Origin of the sequence: Fictibacillus nanhaiensis (assembly GCF_042686385.1) — a bacterium.
Lineage (GTDB): Bacteria > Bacillota > Bacilli > Bacillales > Fictibacillaceae > Fictibacillus > Fictibacillus nanhaiensis.
The window spans coordinates 2,832,399-2,850,193 of the sequence record NZ_JBHUPF010000006.1; the positions used below are offsets into that span (position 1 = coordinate 2,832,399).

General features: G+C 37.1%; 21 protein-coding genes. 10 read left to right on the forward strand and 11 right to left on the reverse strand.

Annotated features, from left to right (window positions below; translation table 11 throughout):
* Both ACFS5O_RS18220 and ACFS5O_RS18225 read right to left on the reverse strand, forming a co-directional pair.
* Window positions 1-159, reverse strand: a complete 159-nt coding sequence (locus tag ACFS5O_RS18220) for a hypothetical protein (RefSeq protein WP_205725694.1) — start codon at window positions 157-159, stop codon at window positions 1-3.
* A gap of 144 nt (window positions 160-303) precedes the next feature.
* Window positions 304-1,824 carry a DHA2 family efflux MFS transporter permease subunit gene (locus ACFS5O_RS18225; RefSeq protein WP_205725693.1) on the reverse strand — a complete coding sequence of 507 codons (1,521 nt, stop codon included), beginning with the start codon at window positions 1,822-1,824 and terminating at the stop codon, window positions 304-306.
* Window positions 1,825-1,981: 157 nt separating this feature from the next.
* Between ACFS5O_RS18225 and ACFS5O_RS18230 the strand changes: the two genes are divergently transcribed.
* Window positions 1,982-2,857 (forward strand): TetR/AcrR family transcriptional regulator, encoded by an 876-nt coding sequence (locus ACFS5O_RS18230; protein ID WP_205725692.1) that lies wholly within the window; start codon window positions 1,982-1,984, stop codon window positions 2,855-2,857.
* A 273-nt stretch (window positions 2,858-3,130) separates the two neighbouring features.
* Window positions 3,131-3,781, forward strand: a complete 651-nt coding sequence (locus tag ACFS5O_RS18235; RefSeq protein ID WP_205725691.1) for a FusB/FusC family EF-G-binding protein — start codon at window positions 3,131-3,133, stop codon at window positions 3,779-3,781.
* A gap of 53 nt (window positions 3,782-3,834) precedes the next feature.
* Here the strand turns inward: ACFS5O_RS18235 and ACFS5O_RS18240 are convergent, their stop codons facing one another.
* Entirely contained in the window at window positions 3,835-4,794 is a 960-nt protein-coding gene (locus ACFS5O_RS18240; protein ID WP_205725690.1) for an LLM class oxidoreductase, read from the reverse strand.
* Window positions 4,795-4,979: 185 nt separating this feature from the next.
* Window positions 4,980-5,534, reverse strand: coding sequence for a GNAT family N-acetyltransferase (locus ACFS5O_RS18245; protein WP_205725689.1), 555 nt, complete (start codon window positions 5,532-5,534; stop codon window positions 4,980-4,982).
* 161 nt (window positions 5,535-5,695) lie between these two features.
* On the opposite strand from ACFS5O_RS18245, the gene ACFS5O_RS18250 reads away from it, so the two are divergent.
* Together ACFS5O_RS18250 and ACFS5O_RS18255 are read left to right on the forward strand one after the other, a co-directional pair.
* The gene (locus ACFS5O_RS18250) at window positions 5,696-6,748 is read left to right on the forward strand and encodes an ArsR/SmtB family transcription factor (protein WP_205725688.1); all 1,053 of its coding nucleotides are present in this window, start codon (window positions 5,696-5,698) and stop codon (window positions 6,746-6,748) included.
* Window positions 6,738-7,970, forward strand: a complete 1,233-nt coding sequence (locus tag ACFS5O_RS18255) for an MFS transporter (protein ID WP_205725687.1) — start codon at window positions 6,738-6,740, stop codon at window positions 7,968-7,970. Before ACFS5O_RS18250 ends, ACFS5O_RS18255 begins: the two co-directional genes overlap by 11 nt.
* A gap of 61 nt (window positions 7,971-8,031) precedes the next feature.
* On the opposite strand, the gene ACFS5O_RS18260 is transcribed toward ACFS5O_RS18255, so the two are convergent.
* Window positions 8,032-9,066 (reverse strand): zinc-binding dehydrogenase, encoded by a 1,035-nt coding sequence (locus tag ACFS5O_RS18260; RefSeq protein ID WP_205725686.1) that lies wholly within the window; start codon window positions 9,064-9,066, stop codon window positions 8,032-8,034.
* 184 nt (window positions 9,067-9,250) lie between these two features.
* On the opposite strand from ACFS5O_RS18260, the gene ACFS5O_RS18265 reads away from it, so the two are divergent.
* Window positions 9,251-9,832: an MEDS domain-containing protein gene (locus tag ACFS5O_RS18265; protein ID WP_379839671.1), complete on the forward strand. Its 582-nt coding sequence runs from the start codon at window positions 9,251-9,253 to the stop codon at window positions 9,830-9,832.
* A gap of 231 nt (window positions 9,833-10,063) precedes the next feature.
* On the opposite strand, the gene ACFS5O_RS18270 is transcribed toward ACFS5O_RS18265, so the two are convergent.
* From ACFS5O_RS18270 to ACFS5O_RS18285, 4 genes are read right to left on the reverse strand one after another with little or no spacing between them, the layout of a single operon-like run.
* Window positions 10,064-10,588 (reverse strand): GNAT family N-acetyltransferase, encoded by a 525-nt coding sequence (locus ACFS5O_RS18270; protein WP_205725684.1) that lies wholly within the window; start codon window positions 10,586-10,588, stop codon window positions 10,064-10,066.
* On the reverse strand, window positions 10,585-11,277 hold the full coding sequence (locus tag ACFS5O_RS18275; protein ID WP_205725683.1) for a Dph6-related ATP pyrophosphatase: 693 nt from the start codon (window positions 11,275-11,277) through the stop codon (window positions 10,585-10,587). The genes ACFS5O_RS18270 and ACFS5O_RS18275 overlap by 4 nt, the downstream gene beginning before the upstream one ends.
* A 26-nt stretch (window positions 11,278-11,303) precedes the next feature.
* Window positions 11,304-11,507 (reverse strand): helix-turn-helix domain-containing protein, encoded by a 204-nt coding sequence (locus ACFS5O_RS18280; RefSeq protein ID WP_205725682.1) that lies wholly within the window; start codon window positions 11,505-11,507, stop codon window positions 11,304-11,306.
* A gap of 19 nt (window positions 11,508-11,526) precedes the next feature.
* Window positions 11,527-12,099 carry a DUF2975 domain-containing protein gene (locus ACFS5O_RS18285; protein ID WP_205725681.1) on the reverse strand — a complete coding sequence of 191 codons (573 nt, stop codon included), beginning with the start codon at window positions 12,097-12,099 and terminating at the stop codon, window positions 11,527-11,529.
* Between the two features lie 189 nt (window positions 12,100-12,288).
* Here ACFS5O_RS18285 and ACFS5O_RS18290 point away from each other — a divergent pair, with 189 nt between their 5' ends.
* Window positions 12,289-13,485, forward strand: a complete 1,197-nt coding sequence (locus ACFS5O_RS18290) for a DUF418 domain-containing protein (protein WP_205725680.1) — start codon at window positions 12,289-12,291, stop codon at window positions 13,483-13,485.
* A gap of 47 nt (window positions 13,486-13,532) precedes the next feature.
* On the opposite strand, the gene ACFS5O_RS18295 is transcribed toward ACFS5O_RS18290, so the two are convergent.
* Both ACFS5O_RS18295 and ACFS5O_RS18300 read right to left on the reverse strand, forming a co-directional pair.
* The gene (locus ACFS5O_RS18295) at window positions 13,533-13,676 is read right to left on the reverse strand and encodes a hypothetical protein (protein ID WP_156499128.1); all 144 of its coding nucleotides are present in this window, start codon (window positions 13,674-13,676) and stop codon (window positions 13,533-13,535) included.
* Window positions 13,677-13,697: 21 nt separating this feature from the next.
* Window positions 13,698-14,477, reverse strand: a complete 780-nt coding sequence (locus ACFS5O_RS18300) for a hypothetical protein (protein ID WP_318300173.1) — start codon at window positions 14,475-14,477, stop codon at window positions 13,698-13,700.
* 259 nt (window positions 14,478-14,736) lie between these two features.
* On the opposite strand from ACFS5O_RS18300, the gene ACFS5O_RS18305 reads away from it, so the two are divergent.
* The 4 genes from ACFS5O_RS18305 to ACFS5O_RS18320 are packed head-to-tail and all read left to right on the forward strand — an operon-like array spanning window position 14,737 to window position 17,766.
* The gene (locus ACFS5O_RS18305; RefSeq protein WP_205725678.1) at window positions 14,737-15,294 is read left to right on the forward strand and encodes a sigma-70 family RNA polymerase sigma factor; all 558 of its coding nucleotides are present in this window, start codon (window positions 14,737-14,739) and stop codon (window positions 15,292-15,294) included.
* A complete protein-coding gene (locus ACFS5O_RS18310; RefSeq protein ID WP_205725677.1) occupies window positions 15,284-15,886 on the forward strand; it encodes a hypothetical protein in 603 nt (200 codons plus the stop codon). The genes ACFS5O_RS18305 and ACFS5O_RS18310 overlap by 11 nt, the downstream gene beginning before the upstream one ends.
* Window positions 15,879-16,754 carry an ABC transporter permease subunit gene (locus ACFS5O_RS18315; RefSeq protein WP_205725676.1) on the forward strand — a complete coding sequence of 292 codons (876 nt, stop codon included), beginning with the start codon at window positions 15,879-15,881 and terminating at the stop codon, window positions 16,752-16,754. Before ACFS5O_RS18310 ends, ACFS5O_RS18315 begins: the two co-directional genes overlap by 8 nt.
* Before the next feature lies 1 nt (window position 16,755).
* Complete coding sequence (locus ACFS5O_RS18320; RefSeq protein ID WP_205725675.1) at window positions 16,756-17,766, forward strand: peptide ABC transporter permease; 1,011 nt, start codon at window positions 16,756-16,758, stop codon at window positions 17,764-17,766.
* The last annotated feature ends 29 nt before the right edge of the window (window positions 17,767-17,795 follow it).

Sequence of the window (17,795 nt, forward strand, 5' to 3'; positions counted from 1 at the left end):
CTACACATCATTTATGGATTTTAAGTGTTTTACGGTACGTGTTTTTATATTTGTTACACGTTCACCGATAAATGGAATGTAATCACCTAAGTATTGATTGTGAGCACCGGTAAACACTTCACTTTCACCGGTAGAGTCGCCCTTTCCACCTGAGATCACTGCACTTCCACCTGAACCCTTACTTAACATGGGAGAATAAGTGTTCACCGACTAAGATCTGAACTTAAACCTTAATCAAATAGAAAAAAACCGATCCTTTGGGTCTAAAATATACCCAAAGGATCGGTTTTAACTTTCATTATTTTATGCAGTAACTGATTTTGTTGATGTTTTGTTTTCTTTTTCAATCTTATTTACCGCTTCAGCACTCGTATCTACGCGTTTAACGAAAAAGGCTAGCACTAACGCAACAATGTTGATTCCGAACGCAACAAAGAATGAGTATTGAATACCAGACAGAAGCGCTTGCTGTGTTAAAGCAGCGGTTGATGCTTCCGTAATCGTCGCTGGATCTACTCCGTTCATTAAGCTTTTTGCTTCTGTTTTCGTAACAGTGTTCATAATTGTAACCAGGATTGCTGTACCGATAGAACCGGATACTTGCTGCGCAGTATTATTAACGGCAGTACCGTGCGGATTTAGGCTCGTTGGAAGCTGATTAAGTCCATTTGTCATTATCGGCATCATAACCATCGACAATCCAAACATACGCATAGAATAAATCATGATGATATAAGAGTAAGCCGAATCAGCTTGCAAGTGAGCGAGCATATAAGTCGAAACCGCTGTGATTGAAAGACCAACTACCGCTAAAGCACGCGGTCCAAATTTATCGAAAAGCTTACCTGTAATCGGAGACATAATACCCATAATAATAGCTCCAGGCAGCATCATCAGCCCAGAATCTAGTGGCGATATGCCTCGCACGCTTTGCACGTAAGCTGGTGTTAAAATCATCCCTGAGAACATGGCAACCGCATTAACGATCGCAATGACAGAAGCAAGAGCAAACATTGGATACTTATACACTCGAATGTTCAACAACGGTTCATCTAACTTTAGTTGTCGTAGGATAAAGATAACTAACGCGATTCCACCAATAATCAGTGTTGATAGAACAACTGTATCCGTCCATCCGTCCGAACTTGCTGTACTACATCCATATAGAATGCCTCCAAAACCGATACTAGACAACACGAGAGAAAGATAATCTAGTGAAACATTTTTGTTCTGCTTCATCACGTTTTCAAGCTTCCATACTGCAAATAATAAACTCAGGATAGCTAGGGGTAGAATCATTTCAAAAAGAAGACGCCAGTCGTAATATTCTACGATATACCCTGACAAGGTTGGTCCGATCGCAGGAGCAGTGATCATAACCAAACCAAAGATTCCCATTGCAATGCCTCGTTTTTCGCGTGGAAAACTAACGAGCATAACGTTCATTAAGATTGGCCCCATTACAGATGAACCAACCGCTTGCACCATACGTCCGGTTAATAATACACCAAAGTTAGGAGCAAAAGCCGATAGCGCTGTACCGATTGTAAAGATGGCCATCGCAGTAATAAACAACATTCGATTTGAAAATCGAGTAATTAAAAAAGCTGAAGCTGGTATCAAAACACCGCTCACAAGCATGAAACCAGTAACTAACCATTGAACAGTCGAATAATCTTTAACATTTAAATCCACCATGATGGTTGGCAATGCTACGTTTAGCAATGAATTGTTAAGGAAAGCTACGAACGCTCCAACGAACAAGATCGCAAGCATCAAATAGGGCGGTTTTTTATGTTGTAAAGTGGAATCTGTATTCCCCATGTCATTTCTCCTCTTTATTAAAATAATTACTTAACTTTATTAAGTTTATACCCTAAGTATAAAAATATCAACTCTTTTATACCATCAGTCTAAAAGCATTGTGTTTCCACCTCAAGAAATTTATACTAGTTGTAAGGGTTGGACATAGGAGGAGCACATGAATAACAGGAAAAGAAAAGTTGCTGACACCGCATTAAAGCTCTTTATAGAAAAAGGCATTCAGCAGACTTCTATACAGGAAATCATTGATAAAGCAAATATATCTAAAGGTACGTTCTATAACTATTTCTCATCTAAAAGTGACTGTATCGCGGACATTTTGGAATTTCTGCGTTATGACGCAAGTCAACAGCGAATCGCCGTTCAAATAGGCAGGGATACAGGTGATCGGGACGTTTTCATCGAACAAATTGTGATCATCATGCGGCTGAACCAGGAAAGAAATCTTCAGCCACTTTTTGAAGCGATTCTTTCTTCCAATGAGGCTGACCTAAAAAAACTCGTTATGCAGCATCGGTTTTACGAGATGGAATGGATATCTAATCGTTTTATCGAGATCTTAGGGGATGAAGTGCGGGAGCATGTGTTTGAAGCGACTATCCTATTCTTCGGCATGATGCATCATATGTTATTTACGATGCGAATTACAAATACGACTTACTCATTAGAGCATGTCGTTGATACCCTTCTTTCTTATATTGAGTTGATCGTACCGAAGATGATGATGAACGAATCAGTTCTCATCCCTCTTTCAGCTATTGATTTACTCCATACAAATGCAAATAAAAAACACGTTAAAATAGATGATATTTTATCACACGCACATCAACTGCAGCAGGATTTTACATTTAACGAAGAACAGCAAGACCTTTTTGATGCGGTCATGAGCGAACTTCAACGTGAACGTATTCGTAAGATTGTTCTTCAACCATTATTGAAGCCATTTCAAAAAAGTTTTGAAGAATCACCAATCTCTTCTCAAGCGCAAACGTTTACTAACTTGGTTTGGTACTATTTAAGAAATATGAGTTAAAGAAAAAGGCTGTCCGATGTCTAGATTCGGATCAGTCTTTTTATGTTTGCACAAATGACGTCCTCTTCTTATACTATTGTTGAATGGAGGTCGGTAAAAATGGCAAATCATTTTGCCGGAATCATAAGCAGCTCATGCAAAGCCTAACATTAGGGGCGATTCTTTGTATGGGCAGACATCGGTAACGTCAGTCGCCCGAGCGTATGACTTCGTTTCTAATGATGGCTTTGCCCCTTGTTTTCTTTTTTCACAAAAAATAAGGAGCTGAACAAAATGAGTAAACCATTCATTAGAAATCATCAGTACAACCTCATAAAACAACAAGTTATACAACTACAGCGTGCATGTAATAATGGTGCTGATCCAAAAGTAATTGAAGCTGTTCAACACAGCGCTCAATCAAAAATTCTTGAATCCTTTTCTGATCTGGAAGAATCACAAAAAGATTTAATAGCGGGGTTAGAACCTTTACGGAAATCAGAAGAGTTTCAGAAATACTTGCAATCCTTAGAACCATTTCTTGAGGAATTTTCAACCCCTACTAATAAGCAGATCATGAAATTGTTTCCGAAAGTGAAGAAGCTGAAAGTACCTGATTTGAATACGATTGACTTTCAAAAGATTAGTTATCTGGGCTGGGTTGATAATGGTACGAATAAAATGTTCATCGTGTATCACTTAGACGGTAAGCTAGTTGGTGTGCAAGGTAGATATACACCATCAAACAAGGGGATCTGTTTTTTGTGTAACGGAATTACAGATGTTGCATTATTCTCAGCGATAACAAAATCTAAACCAGCAAACGCTTCTTCCGACTATTATAAAGCAATCGGAAATTACATTTGTACGGACAGTCATGAGTGCAATAAAAGAATTACAAATGTTGACACTTTAGAAAAGTTTCTTCAAGACGTTCTTTACTAAACAAAAGCCAAGCTTCTGCGTCTAGCAGCAAGCTTGGCTTTTTTGTTGACGATTTAAAGTTTTAAAGCTGGAAAATGCGGTATCACTTCTTCACCTAGTTCTTGTATAACTTCCTTCGCTGGTCTTTTACTATCAAAGAGTGCAAAGAACAAGTGGTTTACTCCAGACTCTCTATACACTTGCAACAGCTCGATCAATGAATTGCGACCGATTCTAAATCCTAAACGAATCGGTTGTGGACCTTCGTTAGGATCTTCTGCTAGATCAAGATGCATCGGCTGAGTGAACGGTTTGAACGTATCAGAATGGTAACGCTCTACTAATTCTCTCCATCTCTTGATCGTTACTTCTTGATATTTGGGACTGCGAGGATAGTACATCCACCCATCTCCATGCTCTGCAAACCACTCCATTTCCTGTTGTGCATAGCCCGTAATAAATGTCGGAATTCGTTTTGTTGGCTTAGGTACAAGATTAGCTCCCTGCACAATTCCCCGGGATGAACGGATTTCTGGGTATTCGTTATAAAGGACCTGGTTAAGATATTGAAAAGCCTCCACAAACGCTTGCCCTCGTGTTTCGTGCGATACGCCTAAAGCAGAAAAATCAGCACGTCTATCACCTGATGATACGCCAAGCAACACACGTTCTGGGAACAATTGATCCAAAGTTGCGATCTCTTTAGCAACACGCAACGGATGCCTTAATGGTAGTACAGCAGCTGCTGTTCCTAGTGCAATTTCCTTCGTCTGACTTGCTAAATATGTCATATAGATCATCATATCGTATATCTGACCTACCGCTGGATCTCCAAAATTCGGATCTTCCAACAGAACATCACGAAACCATAAACTTGTAAAACCTAATTTTTCAGCTAACTGCGACAATTCAACTTGCTGTTCCATCGTCGGTGTAGCAAATCTATAATTTTCAAGAGGGATGTGTAGTCCAAGTGTTAATTCACCCTCTTTATACATTCGATTGTAAGAACGATGATTTTTAAATGGATTCATTGTTGGTCGTGTCCTCCTATGTGAAAAGATTCCTTTATGGTTAAAATCATACGCTCTATACCCAAAAATAAAAGTACGCACTTTGAAGTACGATAGGCACTTTCAAGTAACAATTACGTAATAGTAAAAAAAGCCGACAGCAAAAAGGTCTGTAAAACCTTCTCGTGTCAGCTTACCTAAACATCCTAGTTATTTTGTTTCCATTCTTCAGCCAATAGACCATATATCACATGATCAACATAATGATCATAAATCCATTCTGCTTGGCGAATCTTGCCCTCTTCCTTAAACCCTAGTTTCTCAGGAATCACACGGCTTTTTTTATTTTCTTCAGCTACTCGTATTTCAATTCGATTAAGATCAAGTTCATTAAAGCCATATGCTATATAAGCTTGGCACGCTCTCATCATAATTCCTTTTCCTTGAAACTGTTGACCGAGCCAATAGCCCATAACACCGATCTTATGTAATCGATTAATTTCATTAAACCCGATAATTCCAGCAATTGCTCCTTTATAGATGATCGCCGTTGTTTTCGGATACCCACCTGTTTCACTTACCCCTTTTAAGGTCGCTTTTATGAAAGCTAAGGAGTCTTCTTCTTCATTCGTATAGTCTAACCAGCCTAACCATTCCTTTAAATACTCTTTAGATTCAATCGTTAGTTGGAAGAACTCTGTAGCATCTTTTTCATTAAACATACGAAGAGATAGCTCATCGTCAATTTTATAAACAAACATAGCCTTAGACCCCTTTTTTCCTAATTTTAGCACATAGCATGAGGTTAATTAGAGATTTTTGATTATTCAAATTAATGATGAATAAAAATTCTAAATATATTGAATTTGTCATTCAGTTAATTTAGAATAAAATTACATTCATTAAATTTAGGGAGGTACACATGAAAAATATATATTCTTCTCACTCTCAGGAAACTGTTTCTATATCAATTGAAAGTTCACTGATATGGGAGTTAGCATTAGGGATTGCAGGTTATACATACGAAAAATTACGACACACGTTCGAACAAGATGAACAGTGGACTCAGCGAATGTCCCTCATGCCTGCTTCATTAAGAAACAACTTAGACAAAATTAATAAAACAAACTTGTGGTTCGGAATAATTATGTTACAGAACAAAGTTTCAGCTTCTACCATTAAAGAATTTTCGCAAAAAATCTCTACATTGCCACCAGACTCTTTTTATAAAACGCTCTTACCTTATAAAAATCGTTCTCATGAGTCACATAGAATTGAGACATCAAAAAGGTATGAGCAGCCTGACGCTTTCTATCATTATGCGTTACTTTTTAAAGATCACGACTATCTAGAGGGTTACATTCGATCACTCAGTGATTTAAGCCGTGACGAGTTACATACCTTACTGGCAGATACACTTTCAGAGTGGTACAACTGGATGAGTCAAGATATCGATTGGGAAAAATGGATGCAAGCTCTCTCATTTGAAAAGAAACGGCATGGTCTTCTTGATAACCAAAAACCATTAGAAGAAATTGAACGTATTACAAAAGGAGCAAAATATGTACCAGAACCTTCTGTTTGGAACATAAAACTCATCCCACACATCTCTTACAGACCTTGGATCCTTGAACAAAAAACATCGGATACAAAACTCATCTTCTATCCATTAAGTGATGAAGCGCTGTTAGAGCCAGGTTCTCCTTCTAACGAGCTTGTACGGGGACATAAAGCGCTAGGGGACGAACTTCGCTTAAAACTCCTCTACCAACTAGTAAGTGGACCACTATCTCTTCAAGAACTAACCTTGCAGTTCAACGTGTCTAAAACAACGCTACATCACCAGCTTTCACTTCTAAAAGCTGCTAAATTTGTTAAAGTTGAAAAGGGCATTTATTCCGCTAATACACACTATATTCGTTCGTTCTCCAACGAACTTCATCACTATTTGGTAGAAAACACAAATGCAGAATAACTCATTTTCTAAACCATTTAAGGCCCTCTGGATTGGTGAAATCATCTCCGAATTCGGAGGGGTTGCTGGTGGAATCATAAACGGACTTCTTTTGTTCGAGATAACAGGTTCCAAAGAGTGGATGGGAGCACTTTGGCTTCTTTATTTTCTTCCTTCCTTAATTCTGCAAGGGATTAGTGCCCCGTTCTTAAATCACGTTATCAAAGAACGAATGCTTAAAAATATTCAACGGGTCCGCTCAATTGCATATATCCTTCCTATGATTGGATATATAAGTGGTACAGAAATTGGTACGATAGCTGGACTAGTTGTGCTGCAATGTGTGTTGGGACTTTTGCAACCGATATACGCTAGTCTTTCTTTCGCATTATTACCGGATCTTTGTGAAGAAAAAGAATTAGTTTCTGCCAACAGCTTACTCGATGGAACCATGCGCGTCATGAGTTTTATCGCACCAGGCGTTACATCCCTACTTCTTTTAGTCAGTCCTCTGTATACCATCTACGGATTATCTAGCCTTATGTTTTTATTGAGTTCCATATCGCTTTCTCAAATTCCTCAAGTAAGCACAAAAAGAGTAGCGACATGGTCAAAAAAGTTCTGGTGGGAAGAAACAAAAATTGGGCATCGTACTTTCCTTCAATTTCCACAGCTACTAAGACTAACTCTGTTATCATCAACTGTGCAATTTGCAGTGGGAGCCACTTTGGTAATAAACGTGCCTTTTATTAGAGAAGATTTGACCGGGGAAGCTTGGGAATATGCGATTTTTGCGGGAATGTTTCCGATTGGATATGCGCTTGGCATGCTGCTTCTTACAAAGTTACCTAAGAACAACAAAACCATGTATGTCGGCCTTGTAGGAGGAGGGTTGTCTTTTATCGCATTGTACTTCGCTCCTTCTGTTTATATCGCTTGGGGATGCGAATTCTTAGGAGGACTCTTATTTCCGCTGTTCAATGCCCAAAGCGCTGCTCTTTTTCAACGAAATGCTCCTCGAGATCGATTATCACAATTAAGCGCAGTAAGGTTACTTTTTCTTCGTATCACCATGCCACTCGGAATCTTGTTCGCTTCTAACAGTTACTTAGACATAGATACTCGTATGACATACTTTTTTATCGGTGTGATAATTGCAGTGCCGGGAGTGTATTACTTAATCTGTACCTTGATTCAAAATAAAGATCATGATTTGAAAGATCGAGTTAAACTCTCAAGTTAAATGAAAAAATGGCTACCAAATTTGGTAGCCATTTCTTTACTTTTAATATGAACACATCTTCCTACGGAATTAATACAATCTTTCCTAACTTTCCTGCTTTCTTGAAATATGTTTGAGCTTCTCTTGCCTCTTGAAGAGGAAACGTTCGATCTATAACGGGTTTAATTTTACCTTGAGAAATTGCATCTAACATTCGAGCAAATTCTGCCTTTGTTCCTAAAACAGAACCGTATAGTGTTATATGCTTTAAATATAAGGTTCTAAAATCAAGCTCTGTTTTTTGTCCGCCGGCAGATCCTGAAATACAGAACTTGCCTCCGTTTTTTAAGGCTTGAAGGGCGATTGGAAACAACGCGTCACCTACCACATCTAAAACCGAGTCAATCGGACCCCCGTTTATTTGTTGGATTTCATGCGCAAGGTCACTTGATTTATATGAGACAACATGTGTTGCTCCGAGTTCTTTTAGTTTACCTTCTAATGTTAAGTCACCAACCACTGCGATAACTTTAGCACCAAATACATTAGCGGCAATCTGTACATTCAGTGAACCCACACCACCGTTGGCACCCGTTACGAGGACGGTTTCATTCGGTTGAACCTGGATCTGTTCGACCATGTGCCAAGCGGTTAAACCGCTCACAGAGAATACCGCACTTTCTGTGAAACTCTCTAAAGGCATATCAAAGCAAAGATCCGCTGGCCATACCACATATTCAGCATACCCTCCGTCATACTCAGACCCTATAAATGACATATCATTAGAGATATGTTCGTATCCTTCTTCTCCACTTGATGTAAAAGGAAACAGAACAACATTCTTTCCCATCATAGAAGATGCAACTTGTTTCCCTGTTTTCACAACTGTACCTGTAATATCTGAGCCTGGTATTCTCGGAAATTGAACCCCTTCTGGTCGCCAACCTGATTTAGAACCTGTACCGTATGCTCCTTCTCTCATCCAGATTTCCGTATTATTGATACCACATGCTTTCACCTGAATCAAAACTTCATTTTCTCCTGGCTCCGGTATGTCTATATTAACAACTTCTAATTTATTTATATCTCCATAACCTGTCACTTGAACGGCTTTCATAAAATCATTCCTTATAATATAATATTTTTGTACCTATTTGTGCTCTATCCCTTATAGTTGCCTAAAAAGATACGCGTAAAACCTTACCGTAACCTATCCAAAAGACTTGTTAACGTGAATATTCTTTCTCTTAGCTTTTATTCTTTAAAACAGGTAAACTAATATAAATTAATATTTGAGAATGGTGATAACTTTGATAGGGAATATGAAAGAGTTGTTCGAACAAAAAAGGAATGTTCATGTACTTTATTCTTATTATGGAATGAAAGAATACACTGAAAAAATTGTGGATTTTATTCAAGATGGTACTTCATTAGGAGAGTATGTTGTAGTTATTGAAAATGAAAGAATCTATCGCATGCTTAAACAAGAACTGGCCATAAGATTAAAACCTGAACAAATGAAGCTTGTTCATCATGTAAATAATTTTGACTTTTATTATTCAAGCGGTAGTTATCATCCGCCTGCAATTGTTGATTACTTCTTCAAAACCGTTAAACCTTATGTAGATAACAACAAGCCTTTTCGTTCGTGGGCACATGTTGAATGGGGGACCATGGAAGATCCTCTCCATCTAATCGAAGACCTTGAGAGAATCGTGGATGGCGCAGTGAATGAACTTGCATTCCCGCTGATATGTGCGTATGAAGGTGATAAGATGCCAGAGCATCTTCAAAAAAGCTTACTGAGAACACATCCGTATATACTCATTGATGAGGAAGTCAATGTATCAGAAAACTATACATTAAAAGCTAATAATAAATAAAACACTGCGAATCGCAGTGTTTTCAATTTTTACTTGGCGATCCTTCTTTTTCAAGCTCATCCCCTTGTGGTTTTTCTTGTTTGATGTTCATCACAACAGCTCCATACTATTCTTTTTTAAACGAGTCCTTTGAGTTACCAACCTATCTCTTGTGCTATCTCAATTCAATAAAAATCCAAAAAATCCCTTTAAATCAAAAAAACTGCCCGAATGGACAGTTATGAGTCATTATTATTTGATTAATTTCTCCATTCGAATGTCCGCCCACATTCGATCTTGATAATACGTGAAAGCCTCGACTCTACCAATTTCTGAGTATCCTAATTTTCGGTAAAGTTTTTGTGCGTTGGCATTAAATTCAAACACACCAAGCTCGATGCGTTTCAAACCATTTCTTTTCATTTCATTCTCTAAGTATGACAACGCTTGGTAACCAATGCCTTTACCTCTTCCAACCGATTCACCTATCGTAATACCTAACCATGCCGTTCCTTCTGTTCTTTTAAAAAGATGAGGAGGATCGACCATATAATTCATCTCACCTACTAATTGATCGTCTACAAAGATCAAATAAATCTCGTGAAACTCTAAACGTTGATATAAGTCTTCCATGGTGATGATTCGTTTACTTTCAAGCTCTATTCTATCCTTGTTCGGTCGTGTTAATGGAACAAGCTTTGTGTCGTTCTCCCAACGATTTAAAGCTTCTAATACGTTTTCTTCAGGTTTTAACATCTTTCTAAAGTGAATGTTCATGTCATAACAGCCTCCGTATCCTTATCTATGAACCTGCATGAACGTATGTCAAGCGACCATAATCCTGAATTTAAGATAACATCTGAGTGAACAATCTCAAGCCTTTTTCGAAAGATTGGTCCATCTACAACAAATGTATGATATTCTCCATGTTCACCCATTGGGCAGCTCTTTGTTGCTTTAATATCCTTACAAAAACTTTCATTCAACTCACGACCTGTCCAAGTCGAGTCCAAGATATCTGCTGAGGCTCGGCAAACAATCGACTGAAAACCTAATGAGATAAATTCTTCTAATAATTTTGGTGCATGTTCTTCCAAAATCCATACTGGAAAAAGAGCCTCTAATCCTGCTTGTTCCGCAACATGTTCATTCCATTTCCGATCTTCTTCCATATACAAACTGCCGAATGCGATCGCATCTATCCCAAACTGTTTTTTTATAGAAGTCAAAGACCTTATTAAAGAAGCTTCATACTCCCCAGCTGAATCCACCATAATTAAAGGAAGGTCGATCGCATCTGCTTGTAATTGTAAGATTTTCAATGGAATACCATGGGCATGATTTCGTACATCCTCTTCAGAAACCATGGATATCAAGCATACCACTTCATGCTTTTCTTGAAGCAATCGATATAGAGCTAAGCAACTGTCTTTCCCACCGCTCCAGCTAACAGCTACTTTTTTCATGTAACCAAACCCTCTCCCTTTTTCTACTAGTCATCGATATATTCAATCAGATCGCCTGGCTGACATTCTAGTACTTTACACAAGGCATCAAGTGTTGAAAAACGAATCGCTTTTCCTTTTTCATTTTTAAGTACAGAAAGATTAGCAGGGGTGATATCAACCAGTTCAGACAATCGGTTCAATGACATTTTTCGCTGTGCCATCATAACATCTAATTTTATTCGAATCATTGCAATCCCTACTCCACCTTTAGATTGTGTGTTTATTTTCTTCTACTGCCTCTACGGCAACCTTTAGTGCAGAGGCTAGAATCATTACGAAAATCCCTGTGAAAAACGTATCAACATAAGCTAGTCCTGTATATGTTACCGAAGCGTTCGTTACATCAATTTCCTTAAGTGCTTTTGTCATTAAAAGCTCGTCCATAAAGGTAAAAGCTGACCCAAGTACAAGAATGGTGATACCCATCTTGAATAAAACCTTAACGTTCTCCATCATAAATAAACTCTCTTGGTGTAAATTCTGTAACAATTTCCTCATGAGTCTTAGGAAAATCAATGCAAAAACAAACATAATGATAGAGGTCACCAATGAGAGGACGATGAATTCTTCATCCTTATAAAGTAAAGGTTGCTGATCAAAAACTAACGTTAAGTTGCTGTACACAGGATCAAATGCACCGAAAGACTTTGCCAATTCTCCTGTTGAACTCATTAAATAGGACAAATGATATACCAATGTAAAAATACCAAAAAGACTAATAACATAAAAAAGAACTGTGCATAATTTCGCTCCATATTTATAAAACATTTTCCACTTCATCTTTCTGCTCCTCATCTTTAATTTCATGAATTTAACATACCACAAAAGAACGATAAAATCTCAATAATCATTATTTTTTTATCGTAAAACAATAAATATTTGTTGAATTTTATAAAATACGCTGTTATAGTTATGTCGTCGACAAATTTGTTAGGTATTGGTAATTATGTAGATAAAGGGGATTATTACATGTCATTGGTCAAACAGAGAATTAACATCATCGATGGTATCAGGGGATTTAGTTTAATAGGGATTCTTTTAGCAAACCTACTCATTTTCCAGTTCGGAATCTTTGGAAAGGACGAAATTCATTATTATCAATTATCAACCGTTGATACATATGCTTACTACTTCACAAAAGTGGTGATTGAAGGCGCATTTCTTCCCATCTTCATGTTCATCTTTGGGTACTCGCTCATTCTTATGCGTAACAACTTAAAGGAAAGAAACAAACGCGTAAAGTGGCATCTGTTCAGAAGATTTGCTTTACTGATGACTCTTGGGATCTTGCATAGTACGTATTTATGGGAAGGAGATATTCTTTTTGTATATGGGCTTATGGGTGTTCTGCTTTTGGTTATGGTAAATCGCAAACCAAAGACACTATTGATTTGGGCTATTCTACTATTCTCTCTTCTCTTCATTGGTTCCCTGTTTGAGGCAGAAGAAATTAAAATGATCCGTGCTGACAAGATAGATTTATACATGAAACAAACACAAGAAATCTATGGATCAGGAACATACTCAGAAATAAGAGCACACAGTCTTGATGACGAGATGCTTGATATGAGTGGTGGTGAAGCTGCCTTCATGTTATTTTTAACACCTTTTGTTCTTAGTCCGATGTTTCTAATTGGTATGTATGCAGCACATCGAAAATGGCTGCAAAACACGTCTTCTAAGATCAAACAGTTCACAATCCTAGGCAGTTTATTTATACCAATCGGACTCTTACTAAAAGCTACTCCTCTACTCAGCAAGCAGTGGGATTATCGTTTAGATATGAGCATGATCGGGGGAAGTATGCTTGCGATCGGTTATATCAGTCTTTTCGTTTACATGTACAACCATCAGAAGTTCAAACGCTTCTTAAGTGGTTTTGAAAGTATGGGAAAACTATCATTAACAAATTATTTAATGCAATCGATGATTTGTACATTTCTCTTTTACGGCTATGGTTTAGGTTGGTTTGGTGATCTTGGTGTAATTCTGGCGGGTGTTATAGGTGTAATTATATTTGGATCTCAAGCATTCCTTAGTTCGATTTATTTAAAATACCTGCCCATCGGTCCTATGGAATATCTTGTACGCTTGGTCGTCTACTTAAAGATACCTAAATTTAAAAAACATACTTCTTTAGAAGATAATCATAGAAAAGCAATATAAAAAAAGATAGCTGTCCACACAGGGACAGCTATCTTTTGGTTTCATGATTATTTCTCATCTAGTCGATCCGCTATTCTTTTTAGAGATCGGTTCATTTGATAAAGCATGACCAACACAAAGATTCCTACTCCTATTGGTACTAAAAATGTAAATAACCCCATTAATGCCAACCCTGACGACCCATATTCCATACACTCACCACCTCATGCCAGTTAATAATCAATGAGAACTTTCTTCAAAATTTCGTCTTCCCATTTCTGTTCATACGTAATTTCTACGATTTCACATAACTTTTTATGTAACTTTTGGAATTCAGGTAAGATATTCTTAAAAACTCTTAACATGTCTTCTTCGTTTGAAGTGTAGCGCCAATTAGTAAGGAGCATCCGCTGCCAGTCAGCTAACGGACTGCTCTTTCCTTCAACCTTCGACCAATCACCAAATGTATTCGGTTGCAGACCTGCGTTCATATACCATCCGGACACCATAGAATAGATCATGTTCTCTAAGCATTGTTTTGCGTATGAGAATTCACTTCGCATGATTCGCCTATAGAACTCATGAACGTATGCAAAGAATTTAGTACGCCAGATTTCTAGTTCTTCTACTGATGGTGTGTAGGATAGTTGCAGGGATTGTTGATTTATGGAGTTTACATGACCTTCAGGATCGTAAACTATTTTTAAATGCTGCATCCATATAGAAGGATGAAGATCTTTCTTCTTGTAATAAAAAGTATCCACCTTAATAAATGAGTCATAATGAGCGATAGAATAGTTTGTCCAAGGAAAATCTTCAAAGAAAAGAACATTCCCCCAATTCATTGCTCTTTGCTTTTTATTCTGTCGAAACTTTTCAAAATCTGCGTCTTGCACCACAATACGAAGATCAATATCTGAATAAAAATCTGTGTTTCCTTTTCCGATCGATCCTCCATAAAATACAGCCAAAACATTGTTATCTGCCACTAGGTCTTGTTCTATTGTTCTCATTAATTTTTTCCGTTGTAATGGTAGTTCTTCATCCCTCTTTTTATACATTTTCCTTAAAGCTTCAAATCCCACTCATTAAAAACCAGCTCCCTATTTTCAACTTCTTTTCTTATTTCTCTTAAAAGGGAATTGTACCTTCCAATTGGATAAAAAAGGTTTTTTGATTAAATATGAGAAATGGTAATTGGTTAGAAATAAATCCAACCTTTATTAAGCTGAATCGTCTATAGTTAAATGACTTTTTCTATGAGGTATGCAGATGAAACCAAACCCTTTAAGGAATCAATCACATAATGATCGAGAAGAACGATTAAAACGAATGATAAAACAGTATGGAGAAAGTATCTTACGCCTATGTTATTCCTATGTAAAAGACCAAGCTAAGGCCGAGGACATCCTTCAAGATACGATGTTAACTGTTTATTTGCAGATGGATGACCTTCGTGAGAAACAAGCGATCAAAAGCTGGGTCTATCGAATTGCAATAAACAAATGCAAAGATTATTTAAAAAGCTGGCATTATAAGCAATTTAAATTGTCTCAGAGGCTTACTTTTACAGCATCTTCTAATGAGAAACCGATAGAGCTGAAGTTAATTATCCAAGATGAAACAGAGCAACTTATTCAAGAGATCATGCAGCTAAAGCCGAAGTATAGAGAGGTAATTATTCTTTTTTATTACGAGGAACTATCACTGCAGGAAATGGAACTAGTTCTTAAACTTAAGTCTTCAACTGTTAAATCGAGACTCTATCAAGCACGGCAACTTCTTAAAAGTAGATTGGAGAAAAAGGGGGGATCTACATTTGGAAGATAAATTACAACATCTAAAGAAACATATGGACCAGCGTCTATATAGATATATCAAACTCAACTCACAAATGGAAGAACATATCTTACAAAGGATTAGAGAGAACAAAACTGTTAAACCGTCGTACTATTTTGTGAAAGACCTTATGATTACAGCGATCGTATTACTATTCATGACAACGAGTATTCCATTTCTCGTTTCAAAGAGTGGAAGCACAGCATCAACTAGTTATATGTCCATTCCGTACTTAACAAAAGCAGAAAATTTGGCAAAACAAAAAGGGTTGACCGAGGAAATATTTAACCTTAAACAAAGTGAAAATTCCTTCTCCATGGAAGTGATGATTTCAGAAAAGGGTGAAATAAGTGATTATAAGAAGGATGTAGAAGAAGTGTTAACTACATACTCAAGACTATATCAAAAGCTTTATCCACATCGAAAGAACATATGGGATATAAAAAATGTGACTGTATATCTTTCGACTTATAGAGAACACCCAACCTCTAATGATAATAGGAATGTAGATTACTACCTACTGATTGCACACAAACCTGCAGGATCAATCAATATTGAATGGAGCATTCCCGAAGATGAATAAAGTAATTAGCGGGTTCAAACATTCATTATTCACATGTATTCATCTATTTCTTTCATTAGTGGGGATTATAGCATTAGGTGCTACACCGGCCCTTTTTAACGGGCTTTCGTTAAGTATCACACAATATTTCCTAGCATTCGGAAACCTAGTTGCGAGTTTACTTGAACCTTCTACTTTAACGTATTCCTATTATAAAGTTGTACGTCCGTTATTTCCTGAAATCTTAATCAGATACAAAGAATCTATAACTATATTCGCTAGCTCATTTATCGTCTCATTAATACTAGCGGTACTTATCGTTTATTGTCTTACCTGTCTTAATCCTAGAATTGTAAACAAAGTTAAGCAGAGCCTTGTGTATCTTGAAGCTTTACCAGATATTTTAATCATTATGATCTTACAGTTGTCTATCGTTTGGTTGTTTAAAAACACCGGAATACTCGTTGTGGAAGTTGCAGCGGCTGGGGATCAAAAGATAAGAGCACTTCCGATCATCTGTTTAAGTATTCCTACAACCATAATGTTTACGAAAATTTTACTTTTTCTTACAGAAGAAGAATATGAAAAACCTTATGTATCACTTGCAAGTGGAAAAGGTTTAAGTCATTTTACTGTGTTTTACAAACATGTGTTAAGAAACGTCTTACTTCGCTTCTTCTTTTTTACAAAAACCAACATTTGGCTTATGTTATCCAATCTTTATATCATTGAATATTTTTTTAACTCTATTGGGATATTTATTTTTGTAAAAGACTATAACAGTATCGAAACTTTTACAGTAGCATTATTACTCATCTATTTACCTATTTTTATTTATTTCCAGCTATTCAGACTATTCACTTCACATCTGTTAAAAGAGGTCGTCTAATATGTGGTATTATTTCATACGCCAAAAAAGAGCTGTAACTGCTCTTCTGTTTTTAGTAACTCTTGTGGTATTAAGTATTGGAAATTCAGTTATCCATGATGGTGAGATCAGACGTGTATCCTTACTTTTTGATGAAAATGGCACAGTGAGTGCTGCCCCGTTTGCACCGTCAGCCAAATTCTTATTAGGAACGGACCGTAAAGGGTATGATTTGCTTCATCTCATCATTGAAGGCGCAAAGTGGACAATAGGGGCTGGACTACTTATCACTTTCATGCGTATTCTAATTGGTTTATTACTAGGGATAATCCTTGCTAAATTTAAAAAAACACTTTTCCAAAGCTTTGAATCTTTTTTTGATAGTTTTTCAGTTATTCCAATGACCATGATTTCCTATTTCGTCTTGCAACACGCTCTAACATTTGGTAATGGTACTACACCAGAACCCTTTTTTCTAAGAGTCGGCTTCCAGCTAATGATTTTGATCATATTCGCCGTTCCTACAATTACTTATTATTTAGGAAATGAAATGAAATTATTACTCAATGAAGAATTTGTTCGTTCTGCAAAAATATTAGGTGGCCGTTATCCTCATCTTCTAAGAAAACATATTGCCCCCCACCTCAATCCAATACTTATCATCTTGTTTCTACAGCAATTCATTCAAGTTCTTGTCATCTTAATACACTTGGGAGTACTTCAAGTATTCTTTGGAGGAACCATTGTGTTTTATGGGGGGGAAGTTGATTCTGTAACACACGAATGGACGGGATTACTAGGTATGTATTATGCTTCTTTCATGTCACATCCCTGGATTCCACTTGTTCCAATTCTTTTTTTCACGTTAACCATAATCGCTAGTACATTTATACTTACAGGATTAGAGAAGGCATACCTTTTATCAAAACAAAAAAGCTTTAAACAAGAAATAAAGCCATTGAAGGAAATACCATCCGGCCCCTCTTTTTCATTTGTTAAAGAAAACAAACCCAAAAAGCTCACTCCCCTCTAGATGGGTAATGAGCTTTCTTTAAGTGGGTT

What these genes read in the sequence shown, in the direction of transcription:
- ACFS5O_RS18225 (WP_205725693.1), bottom strand. Translation starts at nt 1,824, where the DNA reads ATGGGGAATACAGATTCCACTTTACAACATAAAAAACCGCCCTATTTG.
- ACFS5O_RS18230 (WP_205725692.1), top strand. Translation starts at nt 1,982, where the DNA reads ATGAATAACAGGAAAAGAAAAGTTGCTGACACCGCATTAAAGCTCTTT.
- ACFS5O_RS18235 (WP_205725691.1), top strand. Translation starts at nt 3,131, where the DNA reads ATGAGTAAACCATTCATTAGAAATCATCAGTACAACCTCATAAAACAA.
- ACFS5O_RS18240 (WP_205725690.1), bottom strand. Translation starts at nt 4,794, where the DNA reads ATGAATCCATTTAAAAATCATCGTTCTTACAATCGAATGTATAAAGAG.
- ACFS5O_RS18245 (WP_205725689.1), bottom strand. Translation starts at nt 5,534, where the DNA reads ATGTTTGTTTATAAAATTGACGATGAGCTATCTCTTCGTATGTTTAAT.
- ACFS5O_RS18250 (WP_205725688.1), top strand. Translation starts at nt 5,696, where the DNA reads ATGAAAAATATATATTCTTCTCACTCTCAGGAAACTGTTTCTATATCA.
- ACFS5O_RS18255 (WP_205725687.1), top strand. Translation starts at nt 6,738, where the DNA reads ATGCAGAATAACTCATTTTCTAAACCATTTAAGGCCCTCTGGATTGGT.
- ACFS5O_RS18260 (WP_205725686.1), bottom strand. Translation starts at nt 9,066, where the DNA reads ATGAAAGCCGTTCAAGTGACAGGTTATGGAGATATAAATAAATTAGAA.
- ACFS5O_RS18270 (WP_205725684.1), bottom strand. Translation starts at nt 10,588, where the DNA reads ATGAACATTCACTTTAGAAAGATGTTAAAACCTGAAGAAAACGTATTA.
- ACFS5O_RS18275 (WP_205725683.1), bottom strand. Translation starts at nt 11,277, where the DNA reads ATGAAAAAAGTAGCTGTTAGCTGGAGCGGTGGGAAAGACAGTTGCTTA.
- ACFS5O_RS18280 (WP_205725682.1), bottom strand. Translation starts at nt 11,507, where the DNA reads ATGATTCGAATAAAATTAGATGTTATGATGGCACAGCGAAAAATGTCA.
- ACFS5O_RS18285 (WP_205725681.1), bottom strand. Translation starts at nt 12,099, where the DNA reads ATGAAGTGGAAAATGTTTTATAAATATGGAGCGAAATTATGCACAGTT.
- ACFS5O_RS18290 (WP_205725680.1), top strand. Translation starts at nt 12,289, where the DNA reads ATGTCATTGGTCAAACAGAGAATTAACATCATCGATGGTATCAGGGGA.
- ACFS5O_RS18295 (WP_156499128.1), bottom strand. Translation starts at nt 13,676, where the DNA reads ATGGAATATGGGTCGTCAGGGTTGGCATTAATGGGGTTATTTACATTT.
- ACFS5O_RS18300 (WP_318300173.1), bottom strand. Translation starts at nt 14,477, where the DNA reads ATGAGAACAATAGAACAAGACCTAGTGGCAGATAACAATGTTTTGGCT.
- ACFS5O_RS18305 (WP_205725678.1), top strand. Translation starts at nt 14,737, where the DNA reads ATGAAACCAAACCCTTTAAGGAATCAATCACATAATGATCGAGAAGAA.
- ACFS5O_RS18315 (WP_205725676.1), top strand. Translation starts at nt 15,879, where the DNA reads ATGAATAAAGTAATTAGCGGGTTCAAACATTCATTATTCACATGTATT.
- ACFS5O_RS18320 (WP_205725675.1), top strand. Translation starts at nt 16,756, where the DNA reads ATGTGGTATTATTTCATACGCCAAAAAAGAGCTGTAACTGCTCTTCTG.